Genomic DNA, 20,143 nt, shown 5'->3' with positions numbered 1-20,143 from the left:
GGAGGCGTCGATCAGACCAGCAGCGCGTCCGGGATCCCCGTCCGCAGCTCCATCGGTAGATGGCCGGTGTCGTTGTGCGTGAGCAGGGTCCACGGCCGTCCCTGCTTCTGTGCGATCACCGTCAACCCGCAGTGCGACTGGTTCAGGGTCATCCAGCGCCAGTCCGGTGCGGCGAGGACCTCACGCACGAACCACGAGATCACGAAGTTGTGGGTGATGAGCACCTCGTGCACGTCGCCGGTCTTCCGCACGAGGAACTCGTTGACGGCATCCGACATCTGCGCGCGGCCCGCCTCGATCTCCGCCTCGGTCACGGAGCCGAAGAAGGGCTCGAACACCGCCGGCGTCTCCTCCGTCATCCCCGTCGGCACGCAGTCGAAGAGCAGAGCGGAGGGCTCCGGATCCACGGACGGGAGTCGGCCGGCGATCGCTCTCGCCGTCTCCGCGGCCCTCAGGAGCGGCGAGTGCCAGACGGCGTCGAGCGGGAGGCCGGACAGGCGGTCCGCGATGAGCTCCGCCTGCCGCTGACCGCGCGGGGAGAGCGGTCCGTCGGCGAGGCCGTGCTCGGCATCCTGATGTTCACCGTGTCTGACCAGATATATGTAGTGCGTCACAACTCGCTCGCTCGCCTCATCGCCAGCATCCGCCGGTCTTCCTCTTCCACCCTATGTCACGGGCGCCGCGAGCTCAGGCGCCCGCGCGGGTGAGGTCGGCGACCTGCACCCGGGACAGCGTGACCCCCGCGCCCTGCATCAGCTCGTCGACGTGGTCGGTCGCGAACGTGTTCACGATCGGCGCGGCGACCGTGCGCTGTGCGAGCAGCCATGCGATGGACACGGCCGCGACAGGCACGGCGAGCTCCGCCGCGACCTGATCCAGCGCACGCAGCACCTTGGTCCCGCGGCGGTTGAGGTGACCCCGCAGCTGCTCGCCGCGGACGCCGCGCGATGCGAGGGCCTTCGTCCGGTGACGGCCGGACAGGAATCCGTGCTCCAGAGCGTGGGACGGCGTCACGGCGAGGTTCTGCGCGCCGGCGACGAGCCGCAGGTCGCCCTCGAACGGCTGCCGGCGGACGAGGTTGTACGGCGTGTCGATCACCGTGATGCGCGGATATCCCGCCGACGCGAGGATCCGCGCCTCGACGAGCCTCTCCGGCGTGAAGCCGTACGCGCCGAGCGCCCCGATCTTCCCCGCCTCGACGAGCCACTCGACCGTGGCCAGGGTGTCCTCGAGGTTGGTCGTCGCATCCAGCGTGGCGTCCAGGTACAGCACGTCGATGCGCTCGACGCCGAGCCGGGTCAGCGACCCCTCGACGGCACGGACGAGGTTGACCGATCCCAGGCCGGGGTTGTCGGCGTGGGCTCCGATGCGCACGCTCAGGACGACGCGCTCGCGCTGGTCCCGCGACCGCAGCCACTGCCCGAGGATGTGCTCGCTCCGCCCGCCGGAGAACCCGTCCGCGGTATGGATGGCGTTGCCGCCGAACTCCACGTAGCGGTCGAGGATGCCGTGGCTCGTCTCGAGATCGACGTTCCATCCGAACTCCGCGGCGCCGAGCATGAGCGGGAACGTCTCGTACCCGGTCTCGCCGAGGGCGGCGCGGATGGACTCCCCCACGCCGGGCCCGACGATGGGGATGGGAGCGGAGGGGTGGTCCTCGTGCTCCTGCGGGGCGCGTTCAGCAGGTGTTCCTGCGCCTACGCTGAACAACCGCATACTCTCACCCCCGCCGTGATCGGCCGGAGCCGATCGACATCACTGCTTCGCTGGCACCCCCCGGTGCGTACTTCGAGGGTATGCGACGTGCGCGAACGTCCCGACCAATCCGGGGAACGGCGCGCAAACTTCCCATAACGTTTCGATCACGGCACAGACGACGGAACCCGGGCCTCTCCGACGGAGAGACCCGGGTTCCGTGTCATCCGTGTCTTACTCGGCGGCGTCCTCGGCCGGAGCCTCGTCCGCAGCGGGCGCATCGTCGAGCACGGGCTCGAGCGACAGCTTGCCGCGATCGTCGATCTTCGTGATCTTCACGAGGATCTTCTGGCCGACGGAGAGCACGTCCTCGACGTTCTCCACACGCTTGCCACCGGCGAGCTTGCGCACCTCGGTGACGTGCAGCAGACCGTCCTTGCCCGGCAGCAGCGAGATGAAGGCGCCGAAGGTGGCGATCTTCACGACGGTGCCGAGGAACTGCTCGCCGACCTCCGGGTTGGTCGGGTTGGCGATCGCGTTGACCTGGGCACGGGCGGCCTCGGCCGAGGGGCCGTCGGTCGCGCCGATGTAGACGGTGCCGTCCTCCTCGATGGAGATCTGCGCGCCGGTCTCGTCCTGGATCGCGTTGATCGTCTTGCCCTTCGGGCCGATCAGCTCGCCGATCTTGTCGACCGGGATCTGGACGCTGATGACGCGCGGCGCGGTGGGTGCCATCTCGTCGGGAGCGTCGATCGCGGCGTTCAGGACGTTGAGGATCGTCAGACGAGCGTCCTTGGCCTGGGTCAGCGCGCCCGCGAGCACCGACGACGGGATGCCGTCGAGCTTCGTGTCGAGCTGGATGGCGGTGACGAACTCGCTCGTGCCGGCGACCTTGAAGTCCATGTCGCCGAGCGCGTCCTCCGCACCCAGGATGTCGGTCAGCGCCGCGTACCGCGTCTCCCCGTTGACCTCGTCGGAGACGAGGCCCATCGCGATGCCGGCGACGGGGGCGCGCAGCGGCACACCCGCGTTGAGGAGCGAGAGGGTCGACGCGCAGACGGAGCCCATCGAGGTGGAGCCGTTGGAGCTCAGCGCCTCGGACACCTGACGGATCGCGTACGGGAACTCCTCGCGGCTCGGCAGAACCGGCACCAGTGCGCGCTCGGCGAGGAAGCCGTGCCCGATCTCGCGACGCTTCGGCGAACCCACGCGGCCGGTCTCACCGGTCGAGTAGGGCGGGAAGTTGTAGTGGTGCATGTAGCGCTTGCTGGTCGTGGGCGACAGCGAGTCGATCTGCTGCTCCATCTTGAGCATGTTCAGCGTGGTGACACCCATGATCTGGGTCTCGCCGCGCTGGAAGATCGCGGAGCCGTGCACGCGCGGGATGACCTGCACCTCGGCGTCGAGCGGACGGATGTCCGCCAGCCCGCGGCCGTCGATGCGGGTGCCCTCGGTGAGGATGCGACCACGGACGATCTTCTTCGTGACGGACTTGTACGCCGCGGAGAACTCCAGCGGGGCCGCGGCCGGGAGCGAACCCGCCTCGGTGGCCTCGATGAGCTCGGCCTTGACGCGGTCCTTGATCGCGTCGTCGGCGTTCTGGCGCTCGGTCTTGTCGGCGATCTGGTAGACGTCGCTCAGCTCGGCGAACGCGCGCTCGGACACGAAGTCGTAGACCTCGTCGCTGTATGCGGGGAAGACCGGGTAGACGCCCGGCTCCTTCGACGCGGTGGCGGCGAGCTCGGCCTGGGCCTTGACGAGCTGGGCGATGAACGGCTTCGAGGCCTCGAGGCCCTGGGCCACGATGGTCTCGTCGGGCTTGGTGGCACCGGCCTTGATCAGGTTCCAGCTGCCCTCGGTCGCCTCGGCCTCGACCATCATGATCGCGACGTCCTCGGAGCCGTCGGCCTTGGTGACCACGCGGCCGGCGACGATGAGGTCGAACACGGCCTCGGAGACCTGCTCGGCGGTCGGGAACGCGACCCACTGGTCCTCGTGCTGACCGTGACCGGGGATGAACGCGAGGCGCACACCGGCGACGGGACCCGAGAACGGCAGACCCGAGATCTGGGTGGACGCGGACGCGGCGTTGATCGCGAGGGCGTCGTAGAACTCGCCCGGCGCGATCGAGAGGACCGTGATGACGATCTGGACCTCGTTGCGCAGGCCGTCGACGAACGACGGGCGCAGCGGACGGTCGATCAGACGGCAGACCAGGATCGCCTCGGTCGAGGGACGACCCTCGCGACGGAAGAACGAGCCGGGGATCTTGCCGGCGGCGTAGGAGCGCTCCTCGACGTCGACCGTCAGCGGGAAGAAGTCGAAGCCCTCTCGCGGGTGCTTGCCCGCGCTCGTGGCCGACAGGAGCATGGTCTCGTCGTCCAGGTAGGCGGCGACGGCGCCCTGAGCCTGCTGCGCGAGGCGGCCGGTCTCGAAGCGGATGGTGCGGGTGCCGAAGCGGCCGTTGTCGAGAACGGCCTCGGTGGCGGTGATTTCAGGACCTTCCAAGAGGTCTCTCCTTCTTTGTTTAGACTCGCGAATCCGTGTGACGCGCGAGCGTGTTCAAAGGAGCGGAACGGAAGGGTTCGGGCGCGCGGGCATTCCCGCGAATCTCGCCTGCGCTGGCCACCAGTAGAAAGCCACCCGACGTGCGCCGAGGAACCCACCACAGGGGACCAGCTTCTCCGCCGATCGCTCCATGAGTCGATGTGAAATTGTCGGGTGACCGGAGTCACCCTCGACCACACTACCAGCGTGTCCGTCAAGACCCGAGGGTTCCGCGCGCGGCGCGGTCCCGACACCCGACCGTCACCAGGCGTTCACCGTGCGTGCGCCGGAGCGAGAGACGGCTCGGCTGTGCTGGGCGCATGCGGATGTCAGTGATCGGATGCGGGTATCTGGGAGCGGTGCACGCTGCGGCGATGGCCTCGCTCGGTCACGATGTCGTGGGGATCGACGTGGACGAGGGCAAGGTCGCCGACCTCACCGCGGGTGCCGCGCCCTTCTTCGAGCCCGGCCTCGCCGAGCTCCTCGAGGACGGGGTGCGGTCAGGGCGGTTGCGCTTCGCCGCTGATCCGGCGGCCGCTGCCGGGGCGGAGGTGCACTTCCTCGCGGTCGGTACCCCGCAGTCCGCCTCCGGGCCCGCGGCCGACCTCCGCTTCGTCGACGCGGCGATCGACGGGCTGCTCCCCCACCTGCGACCGGGGGCGGTGGTGGCCGGGAAGTCGACGGTCCCCGTGGGCACCGCAGCCCGTCTCGCCCGTCGGATCGCGGAGACCGGCGCGACGCTCGCCTGGAACCCCGAGTTCCTCCGGGAGGGCTGGGCCGTCCACGACACCCTCCGCCCCGACCGTCTGGTGGCCGGCGTCGAGGACACCCCGCAGGGCGCCGCCGCCGTCGACCTGCTCCGCCGCGTGTACGCCGCGGCGATCGACGCGGGCGCGCCCTTCCTCGTCACCGACCTGGCCACCGCGGAGCTCGTGAAGGGCGCCGCCAACGCGTTCCTCGCGACGAAGATCTCGTTCATCAACGCCATGGCCGAGATCGCCGAGGCGGCCGGAGCGGACGTCACCCTCCTCGCCGAAGCACTCGGACACGACTCGCGCATCGGCCGTCGCTACCTCGGCTCGGGAATCGGGTTCGGGGGCGGCTGCCTGCCCAAGGACATCCGCGCGTTCGCGGCGCGCGCCGAGGAGCTCGGACGCGGGGAGGCCGTCGGGTTCCTGCACGAGGTGGACGCCATCAACCTCCGCCGACGGGATCGGGCGGTGCGCCTCGTGGTGGATGCGCTCGGCGGCCTCGTCTTCGGGCGGAGGATCGCCGTCCTCGGTGCGGCCTTCAAGCCCTTCAGCGACGACGTCCGCGACTCCCCCGCCCTGGAGATCGCCGTGCGGCTGCGGGGGCTGGGGGCCGATGTCGTGGTGACGGATCCCGCGGCGATCGAGAACGCCCGCGAACGGCATCCGCAACTCGGGTACGCCTCGTCCAGGGACGAGGCCCTGCGGGACGCGGATGCGGTCGTCGTCGTCACGGAGTGGGACGAGTACCGCCGGGAGCTCCGTCCGCAGCACGCCGGCGGGCTCGTGCGGGGCCGCATCGTGATCGACGGGCGGAACTGTCTGGATGCCGACGCGTGGCGGGCTGCCGGCTGGACCTACCTCGGGATGGGACGACGCTGAGGCCCCGTCGGTCAGACCACGCTCGCGTCCTGCCGCACGGTGGAGCGTCCGAGGTAGACGTAGTCGTCGTGCTTGGCCCGACGCCCGTCCCCCGCCGCGCGGCCGTGGAGTCGTCGCCACACCCACGGGAGCGCGTACTGCCGCCACCAGGCCGCGCGTCCGATCGGCTCGTTCTCGTGCAACGCCGCATCCAGCGCTCCCAGCGCGTCGGCGTGCGGCACCCCGAGCACCTCCGCGACGCGATAGGCGAGCACGCGGTGCCCCCGACTGCCGAGATGCACGAGGTCCTCGCCCCAGTGCTGTCGCTCCCCCAGCGCCGGGAGCAGATCGGTGTCGATGAGGATCGCACCGGTCCGCGCCGCGACCCCGGCGAGCGCCGTGGCGAAGGCGGAGAAGCGCCGCGTGTACAGCGCCGCCGCGCGACGGGCCGGCAGGAACGGCGTGACCAGGATCACGTCCGCACCGGTCGCGCGCAGCCGCCGCACCGCGGTCTCCAGACTCGCGGCGAGCGCGGGCACGTCGACGCGGTGCCTCACGAGATCGTTGGCACCCACCAGGACGGTGACCAGGTCGGGGCGGAGTTCGCGCGCCCGCTCCAGCTGCGGTCCGCACACGTCGGACACCCGCTTCGACCGGATCGCGAGGTTCGCGTAGTGGATGCCTCCCCGCGCGGCGAGGAGCAGCGCGAGCCGGTCCGCCCACCCGCGGAGCGCCCCGTCGGGTCCGGGATCGCAGAGCCCCTCGGTCACCGAGTCGCCGAGGGCGACGATCCGTCGCCAGCGGCGCGAGGGGGCGGGCGGGGCCGGCTCCGGCCGGACGAGGCGGCGAGCGCGCAGCCGACGGTCCACGGCGTGCAGCGTCCGCGCCTCCTCGAAGTGATCCAGGAGCTGATCGCCGAGGTGCGCCCAGCTCCGGCCCTGCACCGCGCTCCAGCCCGCCTCCCCGAACGCACGACGCCGGCGCTCGTCTCCGGCGAGATCGGTCACGCGACGGCGGAGGTCTGCGAGGTCTCCTGGTCGGTACAGCCATCCGTCGACGCCGGGTCGGACGAGATCGAGCGGGCCTCCTCTGCCTGTGGCGACCACGGGGACACCGCTCGCATGGGCCTCCTGGAGTGTCTGCCCGAAGGTCTCGCTCTCCCCCGGATGCACGAAGACGTCGAAGGAGGCCAGCGCCGCGGCGAGCGCCTCCCCGTCGAGCCGCCCGAGGAAGAGGGCGTCGGGAAGCTGCTCCTGCAACCGCTCCCGCCGGGGGCCGTCTCCGACGATGACGAGACGCGCGCCGGGGATGCCGTGCAGTGCGGCGAGATCCTCCACCTGCTTCTCGGGGGCGAGGCGTCCGACGTAGCCGATGACGATCTCGGCTCCCCACTCCGCCCGGAGCGCGTCGCTGCGCCGCGAGGGGTGGAAGAGCTCGGCGTCCACACCCCGCCCCCAGGACCGGATGCGGTCGATGCCGAGCCGACTCAGCTGCAGTGCCGACTCGGTGGACGGCGCGAGCGTGAGTGTCGCCCTCCGGTGCAGTCGGGCGATGTGGGCATGGGCGATCCCTGTCGTCACCGCGACGCGATACCTCTCCGTGTACGCGGCCACGTCGGTCTGGTATGCCGCGACCGTTCCGACACCCCCGCGTTCTGCAGCGAGCAGGCCCCGCCACCCGAGCGCGAACGGCGACGCGAGGTGGACGACGTCGGGACGGAAGCGGTGGAGCTCCGCGCCGATCCTCCGGGTGGTCGCCGCGCCCACGCGGACGTCCCGGTACCCCGGGAGCGGGACGCTGGGAATCGCCGTGACGGGCGCGCCGTGCAGCTCCGCCGGGATTCCGATCGCGGCCGGAGCGAGCACACAGGACTCATGCCCTCGGCGCTCCAGGTGACGGAGGATCTGCATCACGGATCCGGTCACACCGTTCATGTGCGGAAGGAAGGACTCGGTAACGATCGCGACTCTCACACCCTCAGGATGGCGGCGATCCCCGTCCCCGCCGAGGGGAATCGGCGTCGGGCACCGGATGTTCACCGGATGCTGGATCACGGGTCACCGGCTATCCGCGCGTTGGTTCCCGTTCACCGCCCCGGGGCAGAGTGACGCCCGTGTCGACAGACCTGCTCGCTGACGTCCTCGCCAGCCCCTGGAGCCTGGCCGCGATGAGCCTGCTCGTGCTCGGTGACGCGTTCTTCGTCATCATCCCCGGGGAGATCGCCGTGACCGCCCTCGGCGCCGTGGCGGTGACCACCGGAACGCCCGCGCTCTGGATGGTGGTGCTCTGCGCTGCGGGGGCAGCGGTGCTCGGCGACGCCTGTTGCTATCTGATCGGTCGTGTCGTCGGCACCGAGCGCTGGGGCTGGATGCGAGGGCACCGCGTCCGGCAGGCCCTCGCCTGGGCACGCCATCGGCTGGACCACGGCACGGCCACGGTGCTGTTCACCGCGCGCTTCGTGCCGTTCGCCCGGCTCGCCGTCAACCTCGTGGCGGGCGCCTCCCGCATCCATCCCCCTCGCTACCTGGTACTCGTGACCCTGGCCGCGCTCGGGTGGGCGGGCTACCAGGCCGCCGTCGGAGCGATGGTCGCCGCAGTACTGCCCGGGGGCCCTCTCGTCGCCGTCCCGGTGTCGGTGGCACTCGCCGTCGCCCTGGGGCTCGGGCTCGACCGACTCACACGGAGGCGGGAGCGGTGACCCTCGCCGCCCGTCCGGCCGTGCTCTAGGCTCGGGAGCATGAGCACCGAAGAAGGCGCCGGCTCCTCCTCCGAGGACATGAAGCGCAAATTCAAGGAAGCGCTCGAGAAGAAGAACGCGCACCACCGGCAGGGCGAGGCTCACCTCGACGGCGATTCCGCCGTGCACGCGGCCCACGCCCCGCAGACGCGGCGCGAGTTCCGACGCAAGAGCGGTTGATCGCGAGGATGCGGGAGCCGGTCTCCTGCTCCCGCATCCCCCTCCGCAGACACGAACGTGCCCCGCGCCGGAAGGCAGGGGGCACGTCGCTGTCAGGCCGCCGTTCGGGTCACTCTCCGGCGAGACCGCCGAGCATGTGACCGAAGGAGCGTCCCTCACCCAGGTAGGTGGCGGGGTCGTACGGGTCGACGACCGCGGCGGCATCCCGGCGCGCGACGGCCTCGGCGAGTTCCCTCGCCCCCTTCTCGACCCGCTTCGCCAGCGGCGCGACGTCGTCCCCCGCGCCGCCCCAGTCGCTCGACGCCGCGAAGACGCCCGTCGAGACGGCCTCGGCATGCAGGTAGGCGAACAGCGGTCGGATCGCGTAGTCGATCGCGAGCGAGTGCCGCGGTGTCCCCGCGTTCGCCCCGATCAGCACCGGCTTGCCGGTGAGCGCGTCCGGGTCGAGCACGTCGATGAACGACTTGAACAGCCCGGAGTAGCTCGTCGAGAAGATCGGGGTGACCGCGATCAGCGCGTCGGCCGAGACGACGGTGTTGATCGCCGTCTCGAGTGCGGGGGGCGCGAAGCCGGTGAGCATGTTGTTCGTGATGTCGTGCGCATGGTCGCGCAGCTCGATCACGTCGACGGTGGCCTCGATGTCGCGCTCCGCGAGCGCCTTCACGGTCTCCGCGGCCAGCCGGTCGGCGAGCATCCGGGTGGACGACGGGTTCGACAGCCCCGCCGAGACGACGGCGATGCGACGCGTGGTCATGTCAGGCCTCCTTCCGGCCGAGTCCGAAGGCGGCACCCGCGGGCGCCGGCGTGTCCTGGTAGGGCGAGTCCCCGGTGAGGTTGTCTCCGCGGTTCGCACCGGGGCGCGCCTGCCGCGTGGGCCCGTCGCCGTACGTCGCCTGCACGCGCGCGGCGTGGGTCGGCGCGTCGGGCACCGTGGACGGGCGGTCCTTCGCGAGCTCCTTGCGGAGCACCGGCACGACCTCGGAGCCGAGGATGTCGAGCTGCTCGAGGACCGTCTTCAACGGCAGACCCGCGTGGTCGATGAGGAACAGCTGGCGCTGGTAGTCGCCGTAGTGCTCGCGCATCGCCGCGTACCGGTCGATCACCTGCTGCGGCGATCCCACCGTCAGCGGGGTCATCTCGGTGAAGTCCTCCATGCTGGGGCCGTGACCGTAGACCGGGGCGTTGTCGAAGTACGGGCGGAACTGGTTCACCGCGTCCTGCGACTTGGCGGCCATGAACACCTGGCCGCCGAGACCGACGATCGCCTGCTCCCGCGTGCCGTGCCCGTAGTGCTCGAAGCGCTGACGGTACAGCTCGATGAGCCGCTGGTAGTGCTCCTTCGGCCAGAAGATGTTGTTCGCGAAGAAGCCGTCGCCGTAGTAGGCGGCCTGCTCCGCGATCTCCGGGGTGCGGATGGAGCCGTGCCACACGAACGGGGCGATGCCGTCGAGCGGACGGGGTGTCGAGGTGAAGCCCTGCAGCGGGGTGCGGAACTTGCCCTCCCAGTCGACGACGTCCTCACGCCACAGCTTGTGCAGCAGCGCGTAGTTCTCGATCGCGAGCGGAAGGCCCTGACGGATGTCCTGCCCGAACCACGGGTACACCGGGCCGGTGTTGCCGCGGCCCAGCATGAGGTCCATGCGGCCGTCCGAGACGTGCTGCAGCATCGCGTACTCCTCGGCGATGCGCACCGGGTCGTTCGTCGTGATCAGCGTGGTCGAGGTCGAGACGATGAGGCGTTCCGTCTGGGCGGCGAGCGCGGCGAGGAACGTCGTGGGGCTCGACGACCAGAACGGCGGGTTGTGGTGCTCGCCGATGGCGAAGACGTCGAGGCCCACCTCCTCGGCGTGGGTGGCGATGGCCAGCGTCGCCTTGATCCGCTCCTGCTCGCTGGGGGTGACTCCCGTGGTGGGGTCGCGGGTGATGTCGCTGACCGACATGATGCCGAACTGCATCGCCTGCGCGCCTGACTGCTCGCTCATGATTGCTCCGTGTTCTCCGAATCGGATGCTCGACATCCGGTTCTATTCATTTGAATGTAATTGGGTCAACGCGTGCAGGGCAACTTTATTCCCGGCCGGTAGCCTCGGAGAATGAGCACCACCGGAGTCGGGACGACGGGGCCCCACACAGGGCCGGTCGCCCGCAAACGCCGACGCGTGCCCTTCTGGGACAACGCGCGATACGCCTGCATCGTCCTCGTGGTGTTGGGTCATGCCATCCAGCGCCTCAGCTACGACTCGGACATCGCCTTCGCCTTCTATCTGGCGCTCTACGCGTTCCACATGCCGGCGTTCGCCATCATCTCGGGCTACTTCTCCAAGTCGGGCTCCCCCACCCGGACGCAGATGGCCCGCGTCATCACCGACATCATCCTGCCCTACGTCATCTTCGAGGCGCTCTGGACGCTCACGAAGTGGCTCGTGGAGGGAGAGACCACCCCGAATCCGACCCAGCCCAGCTGGACGCTCTGGTTCCTGCTCGCGCTCGGGATCTTCCGTCTCGTCCTCCCCTACCTCGCGCTGCTGCGTTGGCCGCTGCTGTGGACGATCGTGATCTCCATCGGCGCCGGCTACCTGCCGAACGTCGACAGCACGTTCTCGCTCTCCCGGACCCTGGGGCTGCTGCCGTTCTTCACCCTGGGCTGGTGGCTCCGGGAGCGGAACGTCGTCGACCGCCTCCGCCTCCTTGACGTCCGCCCGTGGTGGAGCCGCGTCCTCGCGCTCGTCGTCCTCGGCTCGGCCGGATGGGCGGCGTGGAACTGGCTGCCGCTGTGGCAGGCAGTCGACCTGCGGCACTGGCTGTTCTACGAAGACTCCTACGTCGACCTCGTCGGCGATCAGTGGTGGGCCGGCGGCATCCGCATCCTGCTCATGCTGCTGGCGGTCGTGCTGTGCGCCGCCTTCTTCGCCCTCATCCCGCGCGGAGCGTACTGGTGGACCACGTTCGGCCAGTACACGATGTACGTCTACCTCCTGCACTCCTTCGTGCTCTACCCGTTCCGCGAGAGCGGCGTGCTGCGCGACCTCGAGCCGACCTGGTTCTGGCTCCCTGCGGTCACGGCGCTGTCGGTGGTCCTCGCGCTGCTGCTCGCGACCAAGCCCGTGCGGCGGGTGTTCCGTCCGCTCGTGGAGCCGCGGCCGCGGTGGCTGTTCGCCGACCCCGAGCTCGCCTCGCGGGAAGGCCGCCGGAACGATCCGACCGGTTCCCGGCGTCCGCGATGACAGCCACCCACCCCGCATCCGAAGTCCGGGACCGGCTCGTCGCCATCGCCGACTCCCAGGGGTTCGCCGCGCACGGGCTTCACGTGCGCATCGGCGACGACACCGCGGGTCACCGCTGGACACCCGACGTCCGGGAGGACGTGCACTCGATCGCGAAGGGCGTCTGCGTGCTGGCCGCCGCGCTCGCCGCCGACGACGGACTGATCCGCCTGGACGACACCGTCGCCACCCTCCTGCCGGACCACGAACTCGGCGAGGGTGTCGCTCACATCACCCTGCGTCACCTGCTGTCGATGTCGAGCGGCATCGACCTGCCGTGGTCCGAGACGCTGATGACGGACTGGCCGGATCTGGCCCGGGAGTTCCTGCGACGGCCATCACGCGGCCGCGTGTTCCAGTACTCCAACGCGAGCACCTACACCGCCATGACCGCCCTCGCGACCCGGGTGGGCGATGTCGGCGACTACCTCTCGACCCGCCTGTTCGCCCCGCTCGGCATCGAGGACGTGGCGTGGTCCCGCTGCCCGAACGGCCGCATCGAGGCGGGGGGTGGCCTGCCGCTCCGCACCGAGGAGGTCGCGCGCCTGGGGCTGCTCATCCGCGATCGTGGGTCCTGGCAGGGACGTCGACTCGTCGCCCCGGAGTGGATCGACGCCATGCACGAGGACGGCGTCATCGCGGGCGTCAACCCGGGCTACGACCGCTATGCGCTCGCGGGCTGGCAGGGTCCGGGACGAGCGTGGCGGCTGCACGGGGCCCACGGCCAGCTGCTGCTCTTCCTCGACGACGCGGTGGTGACGGTGACCGCTCACGATCACGCCGGAGCGGATGCGTTCGCCGCGGACGCCGTCGCCGTCCTCGAAGACGTCGCCGCCGGCTGAGTGCTCAGGCGAACAGCTCCGCCCCCACGTACGAGCCCGGTCGCGCTCCCGGGGGGATGGCCCAGATGCCTGAGCCCACGTGACGGATGTACTCGTTGAGACGATCGGTCGACAGCCGGCGTTGCAGGCTGATGAACTGGGCGGGATCACGCTGGTAGGACAGGAAGAACAGCCCGGCGTCGAGTCGCCCGAGGGCGTTGTTGCCGTCGACGTAGTTGTAGCCGCGGCGCAGGATGCGGATGCCGTCGTTCTGCTCCGGATGCGCGAGCCGGACGTGACTGTTCGCATCGATCTTCGTGCCGCGGAAGTCAGGCGCCGTGAACTCGTCGCCTCCGGAGAGCGGCGCCCCGACCCCCTTGTCCCGTCCGATGATCGTGTCCTGCTCGGAGAGGCGCACCCGGTCCCAGGTCTCGATGAGCATGGCGATCTTCCGGGCGACCAGATACGAACCGCCGGCCATCCAGGACGGCTCGTCACCCTCGGCGACCCAGACGTGCTCGGCGAGCGCCGCGGTGTCGTCGGCGAGGACGTTGGCCGTGCCGTCCTTGAAGCCGAAGAGGTTCCGGGGCGTGGCCTGGCTTGCCGTCGTGCGCGAGGTCTTGCCGAATCCGAGCTGTGACCAGCGCAGGCGCGCCCGTCCGAACGCGATGCGGCTGAGGTTGCGGATCGCGTGCACGGCGACCTGGGGGTCGTCGGCACAGGCCTGGATGCACAGGTCGCCGTGCGACGCCGCGGGATCGAGGTCGTCCCCGAGGAAGGCGGGGAGGCGTTCCAGGCCGGGCGGGCGCCGCGCTGCGAGACCGTAGCGATCGCCGTCCTCGTTCTCGAACAGCCCCGGACCGAACCCGAACGTGAGGGTCAGGCCCGCGGCGGGGAGCCCCAGCGCCTCCCCCGTGTCATCCGGGGGCGATTCGGCGGGGCCGTTCACCGCGCCGCTCGCACTCACCTCCAGCCCCTGCGTCATCCGCGCCGCGGCGTACGACCAGTCCTGCAACAGGGAGATGAGATCGTCCCGGTCGGTGCGGGGCATCATGTCGAAGCTCGCGAAGTGCAGGTGGTCCTGCACCGGCGTCGTGACGCCGGCCTGGTACGCGCCGAAGAACTCGTACCGCGACTCGGCGTCCTCGGCGGCGCGCGCACGCCCGAGCGCCATGCCTCCGGCCGTCCCGGCCCCCAGGCCGACGGCCAGCCCCGCGACGCCACCGCCGACGGCCAGCCCGAGCAGCCCTCGGCGGCTGAGACCACCGCCGGAGGGCTCCGACGGCAGGGCCGCCGGCGCCTCCCGGGGGACGGATTCCGACTCGTTCACGTCCGTGCTCCTCCGTGTGCCGTCGTCAGTCGAGCACCGTGCCGGTGAGCTGCGAGAGCGGCTCGGCGAGCGCGTTGATGAGGTCGGTGAACTCCCGCTTGTCCGCTTCGGTCAGCTCGCCGTAGCCGACGAAACCCTTCGTGAGCGAGCCGTGCGCGGCGAGGGACTCCTCGAGGTCGGTGTATCCGGTCTCGATCTCGGAGACGAGGGCCTCGCCGTCGTCGCCCTGCGCCGCGGCGAAGTCCTGCACCAGTGAGAAGGCCATCTTGGATCCCTCGACGTTCGCGGCGAAGTCGAAGAGATCCGTGCCGGACCACCAGTCCTCCTCACCGGAGATCTTGCCGGTGGCCACCTCGTCGAGCAGTGCGATCGCGCCGTTCGAGATGCCGCCGATCCCCTGGTCGTCCAACGCGGTGGTGAAGTCGTCCGAGTGCACGTAGTCGTACAGCTCCTGCACGTCGGCCAGGAGCAGGTCGCCGTAATCGGCGCGCTCCGCGGGCGTGGACGGCGTCCAGTCCTGCCATGCCGGGGTCTCTCCGTCGGCGTTCAGCGCGTCCTTCGCCGGCACCCAGAGGTCCTTCTCGATGCGGTGGAATCCGGTCCAGTCCAGGCCCTCCGCCACCGCATCGACCTCTCGGTAGTCGATCCGCGGGTCGAGGTCTCCGAGCGCCTCGGCGACGGGCTCGATGCGCTCGTAGAACGCCCTCGTCTGGGGGAAGAGCGTGCGGGCGGTCTCGTCGTCGCCGGACTCATAGGCGGCCACGAGGTCTTCCACGGCCGGCACGAGCTGCCCGACCTGGTCCTTCACGAACGCCCCGTAGAGATCGACGGCCTTCTGCTTCTGCTCGGCGTCGGGGCCGTCCACCGCCACGCGGTCTCCGGTCACCGTGAACGCCGCCCGACCGACACCGTCGCCGACCATGCCCGGCTTGCAGAGCGTGAAGTACTCGCCCGGCTGGGCGACCACCGTGAGGGTGCGGGACGCGGCCGGGGCGATGTTCTCGACTTCGCCGACGATCCGCAGTCCGTCCTCCGCCAGCAGGTAGAACTCGGAGACCTGGTCGGTGTCGTTCTTCACATCGAACGTCAGCGTCCCGCTCTTCGCGGTGGACGCGGAGACGGCGCAGTCCGTGGCGGTGGACGAGACGTCGAACGCCGCCGTCGCCTGGCTATCGCTCTTCGCGACGCAGCCGCTGAGGAGGAGGACGGCGGTACCCGCGGCGGCTGCCGCAGCGAGGACCCGGTGCGAGGTGATCATGCTGCTCCTTGCTGTGTGAGGGAGGACGTCGGGGTGGCGGCGGAGGCACCGCGCATCGAAGGGCGTGCCGAGCGAAGGCCGCGGAGGTAGAGCCCGCCCACGACGAGGAGGTAGAGGCCCCAGGCGAGCACCTGCAGCCACGTCATGGCGGGCATGAAGCCGACCGTGGCCTGCAGGACGGAGGCCAGCGCGCCGCCGGGAGCGATCGCCGCCGACGCGTCGAACGCCCAGCCGAACGGGAAGCCGGCCCCGCCCACGGCGACGGCGCCGGTGACCGGGTCGAGCGGAGCGGCGGCGGTGAACGGGCCGGGAAGCGCGCCGGCCTCCTGCAGATCCATCAGCGCGTAGGCGAGGACGCCTGCCGCGACGATCACGAGGAAGCCGCCCGTCCAGGCGAAGAAGCGCCGCAGGTCCAGGCGCAGCGCCCCGCGGGAGATGAGCCAGCCGAGCACGACGGCCACGGAGAGTCCCAGGAGCGCGCCGACGAGGGCCGAGGGGGCGTCGCCGAAGGACTGCACCATCGACCACAGCAGCAGCGTGGTCTCGATCCCCTCGCGGGCGACGGAGACGAAGCCGATCGCGATGAGCGCCCAGAGACCACCCACCGTCAGCGCGCGATCGATGCCGCCCTCCAGAGTCGCCTTCATGGTGCGGCCGGCGCGCTGCATCCAGAAGATCATCCACGTCACCATCGCCACCGCGACGAGGGACAACCCGCCGCCGATCAGCTCCTGGGCCTGGAACGTCAGTTCGTAGGCTCCGAAGGTCAGGATCGCGCCGATGCCCAGAGCGAGGGCGAGCGCGAGACCGACCCCGGCCCACATCTTGGGCAGCGCGTCCCGCCGACCGAGACGGCGGAGGTAGGCGACGAGGATGCCGACGACGAGCGCGGCTTCGAGACCCTCGCGGAGTCCGATGAGGAAGGTGGCGAGCACGGGAGACACTCTCTGACTGACGACTGAGGTAAGGCATCCCTTACCACCGAGACTCTAGCACCGCGACCGGCGCCGCCCCGACACCACCGCCGGAGGTAATGGAGTGCAACAGAGCGTCCTCCGGCCACATCCCCGACATAGCCTCGGTCCATGGCTGAACTCTCGCTCCCCATCCTCGACCTGTCCCAGCTCGACGACGGCCCCGAGGCCGCGGCGCGCTTCCGCGACGACCTCCGCGCGGCCACTCACGACGTCGGCTTCTTCTACCTCACCGGCACTGGGATCTCACCGGAACTCGAGGCGCGGCTGCACCAGGCGGCCCTCGACTTCTTCGCCCTGCCGGAGGAGGACAAGCTCGCGATCGAGAACGTCAACAGCCCGCACTTCCGCGGCTACACCCGGATCGGCGGGGAACGGACGCAGGGCAAGGTCGACTGGCGCGAGCAGATCGACATCGGCCCCGAGCGCGAGCCGGTGGACGACGGCCCCGCCTTCAACCGCCTCATCGGCCCCAACCTCTGGCCGGCCGCCCAGCCCGAGCTGAAGCAGGTCGTCACCGAGTGGCACGACGCCCTGACGGAGATCGCCCGCAAGCTCCTGCGCGCCTGGGCCCTCACTCTCGGGGCCGAGGAGACCTACTTCGACGAGACGTTCCGCGATCCGTCGACCCTGATCAAGATCGTGCGGTACCCGGGCACGAACGAGCCGGAACCGCAGCAGGGCGTCGGCGCGCACAAGGACTCCGGGGTGCTGACGCTGCTCTGGGTCGAGCCCGGCAAGGGCGGGCTCCAGGTCGAGCGTGACGGCGAGTGGGTGTCGGCTCCCCCGGTGCCCGGCGCCTTCGTCGTCAACATCGGCGAGCTGCTCGAGTACGCCACCGGCGGCTACCTCAAGGCGACGAACCATCGGGTGATCTCGCCGCGGGCGCCCGAGGAGCGCATCTCGATCCCGTTCTTCTTCAACCCCGCCCTCGACCAGCAGCTGCCGTTGCTCGAGCTCCCCGCCGACCTCGCCGCCGAGGCCACCGGAATCACCGAGGACCCGAGCAATCCGATCCACGCGACCTACGGCGAGAACGCCATGAAGTCGCGACTGCGCGCGCACCCCGACGTGGCGGCCATCCACCACCCTGATCTGGTCCGGACGCCCGCCTGACAGGCTCCGCGACGCGTCATCCCGGACATGACGAAGGCCGCCCCACACCGTGGGGCGGCCTTCTCAAGAATGTTCTGCGCGATTGAACGCTGGGTCCGTGGTGCCTTATCGACGAAGACCAAGGCGTGCGATCAGCGAGCGGTACCGCTCGATGTCGACGCTCTGGAGGTAGCCGAGCAGACGACGGCGCTGACCCACGAGCAGGAACAGACCACGACGCGAGTGGTGGTCGTGCTTGTGCTCCTTCAGGTGCTCGGTGAGGTCCTTGATGCGCTGTGTCAGCATCGCGGCCTGCACCTCGGGGGATCCGGTGTCACCGGGGTGCGTCGCGTACTCTTCGATGATCGCCTTCTTGACGTCTGCTTCCAGTGCCATAGATTCGATCCCCTCTCTGCTTGTTGCGCGGCGCCCGACGCCTGATGCGTGAGCTCTCTTTATCCGCGGCCGATCGAACGGCAACCTGACGAGTCTACCAGCCCGAACGACCACGGCGGGACACGGGGTCCGGACCGGGGTCCACCGGTCAACTAGGCTCGGGATGTGCAGAAGAAGATCGCCCTGTGAGCTCCCGACGCGGCCATCTGATCGACCTCACCCCGCTGAAGGCGAGCCCGGCCTTCGCCCGGATGTGGATCGGCTCGACGCTCGCCGGCATCGGCGGTCAGCTCACCATCGTGACCGTGATGCTGCACGTGTTCGAACTGACCGAGAGCACGTTCGCCGTCTCGATGATCGCCGTCGCCGGCCTTCTCCCGATGATCCTCGCCGGTCTGTACGGCGGCATGCTCGCCGACGCGTTCGACCGCCGGCGGGTCGCGCTGATCGCGGCCACCGTGACGTTCGCCTCCACCGCGCTCCTCGCCGCGCTCACGTGGACGGGGACGGAGACGATCTGGTGGCTGTACGCGCTGAGCATCGTGAATTCGGCGGCGAACTCCGTCGGCATGGCCACCCGGACGGCGATCGTCCCCCGGCTCATCCCCCGCCGCATGCTCGCCGCCGCGTCCGCGCTCAACGGCGTCGCCTTCGGACTCACGGTCATGGCCGGCCCCGCGCTGGCCGGACTCCTCGTGGCCCTCACCGGGTACGGCTGGACGTACACGATCGACGTCGTGCTCATGCTGTCGATGTTCCTCGGACTGTGGACCCTCCCCGCCCTGCGCCCCGAAGGCGACACCGTGCGCCCCGGCTTCGCCTCACTCGTCGACGGCTGGCGCTTCCTCCGACGGGCGGGCAACATCCGGATGCAGTACGTCATGGACATCATCGCGATGACCTTCGGGCAGCCCCTCGTGCTCTTCCCGGCGCTGGGCGCCGTGATCCTCGGCGGCGGGGCGTTCACGACCGGCATCCTCACGGCCGCGGTCGCCGTCGGCACCTTCTCCTCGAGCCTGTTCTCCGGCCGCGTGGTGCAGTACCGGTGGCACGGTCGTGGGATCGCCCGTGCCATCGAGGCCTACGGCGCCGCGATCGCCCTGTTCGGCGTCGTCCTCCTGATCGGCGCGCTCTCCGCGACGCCCGCCGGTGAGGACCGGCCGCACGTCCTGCTCATCGTCGCTGCCTGCGTGGCGCTCGCGCTCTCCGGCGCCTCGGACAACATCAGCTCGATCTATCGGAACACCATGATGCAGGCCGCGGTGCCCGACGCCATGCGCGGACGCCTGCAGGGGCTCTTCGTCGTCGTGGTGACCGGCGGCCCCCGCGTCGGCGCCCTCTACGCCGGGACCCTCGCGACGCTGACGTCGCTGTGGTTCCCCCCGCTGCTCGGCGGCATCCTCGTGATCGTCCTCGTCGCCCTCCTCGCCCGTCGGCACCCGCGGTTCCGCGCCTACGACGCAGAGAACCCCGAGCCCTGACGGGCCCGGGGTTCGGAGAGGTCTGCGCGCGTCAGTCCTGCTGCAGCGCACCCTGGAGGTCGAGCGTGATCGTGACGTCCTTGCCGACGAGCACACCGCCGGTCTCCAGCGCGGCGTTCCAGGTGAGGCCGAAGTCCTCGCGGTTGATGACCGTCTTGGCGGAGGCACCGGCCTTGTAGTTGCCCCACGGGTCGCTGCCGAAGCCGCCGAAGTCGAGCTCGAAGGTGACGGGCTTGGTGATGCCGCGGATGGTGAGGTCGCCGTCCACGAGGAAGTCGCCGCCCTCGACGCGCGCGCCGGTCGAGACGAAGTCCATGGTCGGGAAGTTCTCGGTGTCGAAGAAGTCGGCGGAGCGGAGGTGCTGGTCACGGCCCTCGTCCTTCGTGTCGACGGAGGTCACGTCGACCGAGGCTTCGACCTTGGCGTCGAGGGGGTTCTCCGGGGCCACGAGCGTCGCGCTCTTCACGCCGAAGGTGCCGCGCACCTTCGAGATCATCATGTGGCGGACGCTGAAGGTCACCTCGCTGTGGGACGGGTCCAGGACCCAGGTGCCGGGGCGGTAACCGGGGATGTCGATGCTGCTCATGGTTGCTCCTCAGGAGACGTCGGCCGCGGCGGCGGCGAAGGGATGGCACCGCGATCGTCCGCGGCACCCTTCCCACAACATACATTCACTCGCATGTATTCCCGTGTCGAGCAGAAAGTCCGGAGACGTCGAAAGCGCCCCACACCACAGGGGGGCGGGGCGCTTTCGAA

General features: G+C 70.3%; 18 protein-coding genes. 7 read left to right on the top strand and 11 right to left on the bottom strand.

Features of this window, described 5'->3' with window-relative positions:
- Positions 1 to 11 precede the first annotated feature (11 nt).
- From KZC57_RS00465 to KZC57_RS00455, 3 genes are all read right to left on the bottom strand, one after another.
- The gene (locus tag KZC57_RS00465; RefSeq protein WP_025103212.1) at positions 12 to 614 is read right to left on the bottom strand and encodes a histidine phosphatase family protein; all 603 of its coding nucleotides are present in this window, start codon (positions 612 to 614) and stop codon (positions 12 to 14) included.
- A 73-nt stretch (positions 615 to 687) separates the two neighbouring features.
- Complete coding sequence (locus KZC57_RS00460) at positions 688 to 1,716, bottom strand: aldo/keto reductase (protein WP_060921086.1); 1,029 nt, start codon at positions 1,714 to 1,716, stop codon at positions 688 to 690.
- Positions 1,717 to 1,929: 213 nt separating this feature from the next.
- Positions 1,930 to 4,203, bottom strand: coding sequence for a polyribonucleotide nucleotidyltransferase (locus tag KZC57_RS00455; protein WP_247640813.1), 2,274 nt, complete (start codon positions 4,201 to 4,203; stop codon positions 1,930 to 1,932).
- A 359-nt stretch (positions 4,204 to 4,562) separates the two neighbouring features.
- Here KZC57_RS00455 and KZC57_RS00450 point away from each other — a divergent pair, with 359 nt between their 5' ends.
- Positions 4,563 to 5,873, top strand: coding sequence for a UDP-glucose/GDP-mannose dehydrogenase family protein (locus KZC57_RS00450; RefSeq protein ID WP_247640812.1), 1,311 nt, complete (start codon positions 4,563 to 4,565; stop codon positions 5,871 to 5,873).
- Positions 5,874 to 5,884: 11 nt separating this feature from the next.
- Here KZC57_RS00450 and KZC57_RS00445 read toward each other — a convergent pair whose 3' ends face one another.
- Entirely contained in the window at positions 5,885 to 7,786 is a 1,902-nt protein-coding gene (locus tag KZC57_RS00445; RefSeq protein ID WP_247640811.1) for a glycosyltransferase, read from the bottom strand.
- A gap of 179 nt (positions 7,787 to 7,965) precedes the next feature.
- Between KZC57_RS00445 and KZC57_RS00440 the strand changes: the two genes are divergently transcribed.
- Both KZC57_RS00440 and KZC57_RS00435 read left to right on the top strand, forming a co-directional pair.
- Complete coding sequence (locus tag KZC57_RS00440) at positions 7,966 to 8,550, top strand: DedA family protein (protein ID WP_157547078.1); 585 nt, start codon at positions 7,966 to 7,968, stop codon at positions 8,548 to 8,550.
- Between the two features lie 39 nt (positions 8,551 to 8,589).
- Positions 8,590 to 8,769, top strand: a complete 180-nt coding sequence (locus tag KZC57_RS00435; RefSeq protein ID WP_025103207.1) for a DUF5302 domain-containing protein — start codon at positions 8,590 to 8,592, stop codon at positions 8,767 to 8,769.
- A 109-nt stretch (positions 8,770 to 8,878) separates the two neighbouring features.
- Here KZC57_RS00435 and KZC57_RS00430 read toward each other — a convergent pair whose 3' ends face one another.
- Positions 8,879 to 9,523 carry an FMN reductase gene (locus KZC57_RS00430; protein WP_025103206.1) on the bottom strand — a complete coding sequence of 215 codons (645 nt, stop codon included), beginning with the start codon at positions 9,521 to 9,523 and terminating at the stop codon, positions 8,879 to 8,881.
- A gap of 1 nt (position 9,524) precedes the next feature.
- Complete coding sequence (locus KZC57_RS00425) at positions 9,525 to 10,751, bottom strand: LLM class flavin-dependent oxidoreductase (protein WP_025103205.1); 1,227 nt, start codon at positions 10,749 to 10,751, stop codon at positions 9,525 to 9,527.
- A gap of 111 nt (positions 10,752 to 10,862) precedes the next feature.
- Here KZC57_RS00425 and KZC57_RS00420 point away from each other — a divergent pair, with 111 nt between their 5' ends.
- Both KZC57_RS00420 and KZC57_RS00415 read left to right on the top strand, forming a co-directional pair.
- Positions 10,863 to 11,993 carry an acyltransferase family protein gene (locus KZC57_RS00420; protein ID WP_060923353.1) on the top strand — a complete coding sequence of 377 codons (1,131 nt, stop codon included), beginning with the start codon at positions 10,863 to 10,865 and terminating at the stop codon, positions 11,991 to 11,993.
- Positions 11,990 to 12,874 carry a serine hydrolase gene (locus tag KZC57_RS00415; protein ID WP_217584479.1) on the top strand — a complete coding sequence of 295 codons (885 nt, stop codon included), beginning with the start codon at positions 11,990 to 11,992 and terminating at the stop codon, positions 12,872 to 12,874. The genes KZC57_RS00420 and KZC57_RS00415 overlap by 4 nt, the downstream gene beginning before the upstream one ends.
- A gap of 4 nt (positions 12,875 to 12,878) precedes the next feature.
- On the opposite strand, the gene efeB is transcribed toward KZC57_RS00415, so the two are convergent.
- Genes efeB through efeU form a run of 3 tightly spaced genes read right to left on the bottom strand, consistent with a single transcriptional unit; the run spans position 12,879 to position 16,376 of the window.
- A complete protein-coding gene (gene efeB, locus KZC57_RS00410; RefSeq protein ID WP_247640810.1) occupies positions 12,879 to 14,183 on the bottom strand; it encodes an iron uptake transporter deferrochelatase/peroxidase subunit in 1,305 nt (434 codons plus the stop codon).
- Between the two features lie 25 nt (positions 14,184 to 14,208).
- Entirely contained in the window at positions 14,209 to 15,441 is a 1,233-nt protein-coding gene (efeO, locus tag KZC57_RS00405) for an iron uptake system protein EfeO (RefSeq protein ID WP_247640809.1), read from the bottom strand.
- Positions 15,438 to 16,376: an iron uptake transporter permease EfeU gene (efeU, locus tag KZC57_RS00400; RefSeq protein ID WP_247640808.1), complete on the bottom strand. Its 939-nt coding sequence runs from the start codon at positions 16,374 to 16,376 to the stop codon at positions 15,438 to 15,440. The genes efeO and efeU overlap by 4 nt, the downstream gene beginning before the upstream one ends.
- 150 nt (positions 16,377 to 16,526) lie before the next feature.
- Here efeU and KZC57_RS00395 point away from each other — a divergent pair, with 150 nt between their 5' ends.
- Positions 16,527 to 17,531: an isopenicillin N synthase family oxygenase gene (locus KZC57_RS00395; RefSeq protein WP_247640807.1), complete on the top strand. Its 1,005-nt coding sequence runs from the start codon at positions 16,527 to 16,529 to the stop codon at positions 17,529 to 17,531.
- 105 nt (positions 17,532 to 17,636) lie between these two features.
- Here KZC57_RS00395 and rpsO read toward each other — a convergent pair whose 3' ends face one another.
- A complete protein-coding gene (rpsO, locus tag KZC57_RS00390) occupies positions 17,637 to 17,906 on the bottom strand; it encodes a 30S ribosomal protein S15 (protein WP_017203073.1) in 270 nt (89 codons plus the stop codon).
- Positions 17,907 to 18,091: 185 nt separating this feature from the next.
- On the opposite strand from rpsO, the gene KZC57_RS00385 reads away from it, so the two are divergent.
- Positions 18,092 to 19,387 carry an MFS transporter gene (locus KZC57_RS00385; protein ID WP_247640806.1) on the top strand — a complete coding sequence of 432 codons (1,296 nt, stop codon included), beginning with the start codon at positions 18,092 to 18,094 and terminating at the stop codon, positions 19,385 to 19,387.
- A 31-nt stretch (positions 19,388 to 19,418) separates the two neighbouring features.
- On the opposite strand, the gene KZC57_RS00380 is transcribed toward KZC57_RS00385, so the two are convergent.
- A complete protein-coding gene (locus KZC57_RS00380) occupies positions 19,419 to 19,973 on the bottom strand; it encodes a YceI family protein (RefSeq protein WP_025103197.1) in 555 nt (184 codons plus the stop codon).
- Positions 19,974 to 20,143 lie beyond the last annotated feature (170 nt).

Source organism: Microbacterium sp. KSW4-4 (assembly GCF_023091185.1).
GTDB lineage: Bacteria > Actinomycetota > Actinomycetes > Actinomycetales > Microbacteriaceae > Microbacterium > Microbacterium paraoxydans.
Note: the sequence above shows the minus strand (reverse complement) of the source record. Positions and strands in the feature narration are given on the sequence as shown.

Coding starts and splice junctions, on each gene's coding strand:
- KZC57_RS00460 (WP_060921086.1), bottom strand. CDS start 1,716: ATGCGGTTGTTCAGCGTAGGCGCAGGAACACCTGCTGAACGCGCCCCG.
- KZC57_RS00450 (WP_247640812.1), top strand. CDS start 4,563: ATGCGGATGTCAGTGATCGGATGCGGGTATCTGGGAGCGGTGCACGCT.
- KZC57_RS00445 (WP_247640811.1), bottom strand. CDS start 7,786: ATGAACGGTGTGACCGGATCCGTGATGCAGATCCTCCGTCACCTGGAG.
- KZC57_RS00435 (WP_025103207.1), top strand. CDS start 8,590: ATGAGCACCGAAGAAGGCGCCGGCTCCTCCTCCGAGGACATGAAGCGC.
- KZC57_RS00430 (WP_025103206.1), bottom strand. CDS start 9,523: ATGACCACGCGTCGCATCGCCGTCGTCTCGGCGGGGCTGTCGAACCCG.
- KZC57_RS00425 (WP_025103205.1), bottom strand. CDS start 10,751: ATGAGCGAGCAGTCAGGCGCGCAGGCGATGCAGTTCGGCATCATGTCG.
- KZC57_RS00420 (WP_060923353.1), top strand. CDS start 10,863: ATGAGCACCACCGGAGTCGGGACGACGGGGCCCCACACAGGGCCGGTC.
- KZC57_RS00415 (WP_217584479.1), top strand. CDS start 11,990: ATGACAGCCACCCACCCCGCATCCGAAGTCCGGGACCGGCTCGTCGCC.
- efeO (WP_247640809.1), bottom strand. CDS start 15,441: ATGATCACCTCGCACCGGGTCCTCGCTGCGGCAGCCGCCGCGGGTACC.
- KZC57_RS00395 (WP_247640807.1), top strand. CDS start 16,527: ATGGCTGAACTCTCGCTCCCCATCCTCGACCTGTCCCAGCTCGACGAC.
- rpsO (WP_017203073.1), bottom strand. CDS start 17,906: ATGGCACTGGAAGCAGACGTCAAGAAGGCGATCATCGAAGAGTACGCG.
- KZC57_RS00380 (WP_025103197.1), bottom strand. CDS start 19,973: ATGAGCAGCATCGACATCCCCGGTTACCGCCCCGGCACCTGGGTCCTG.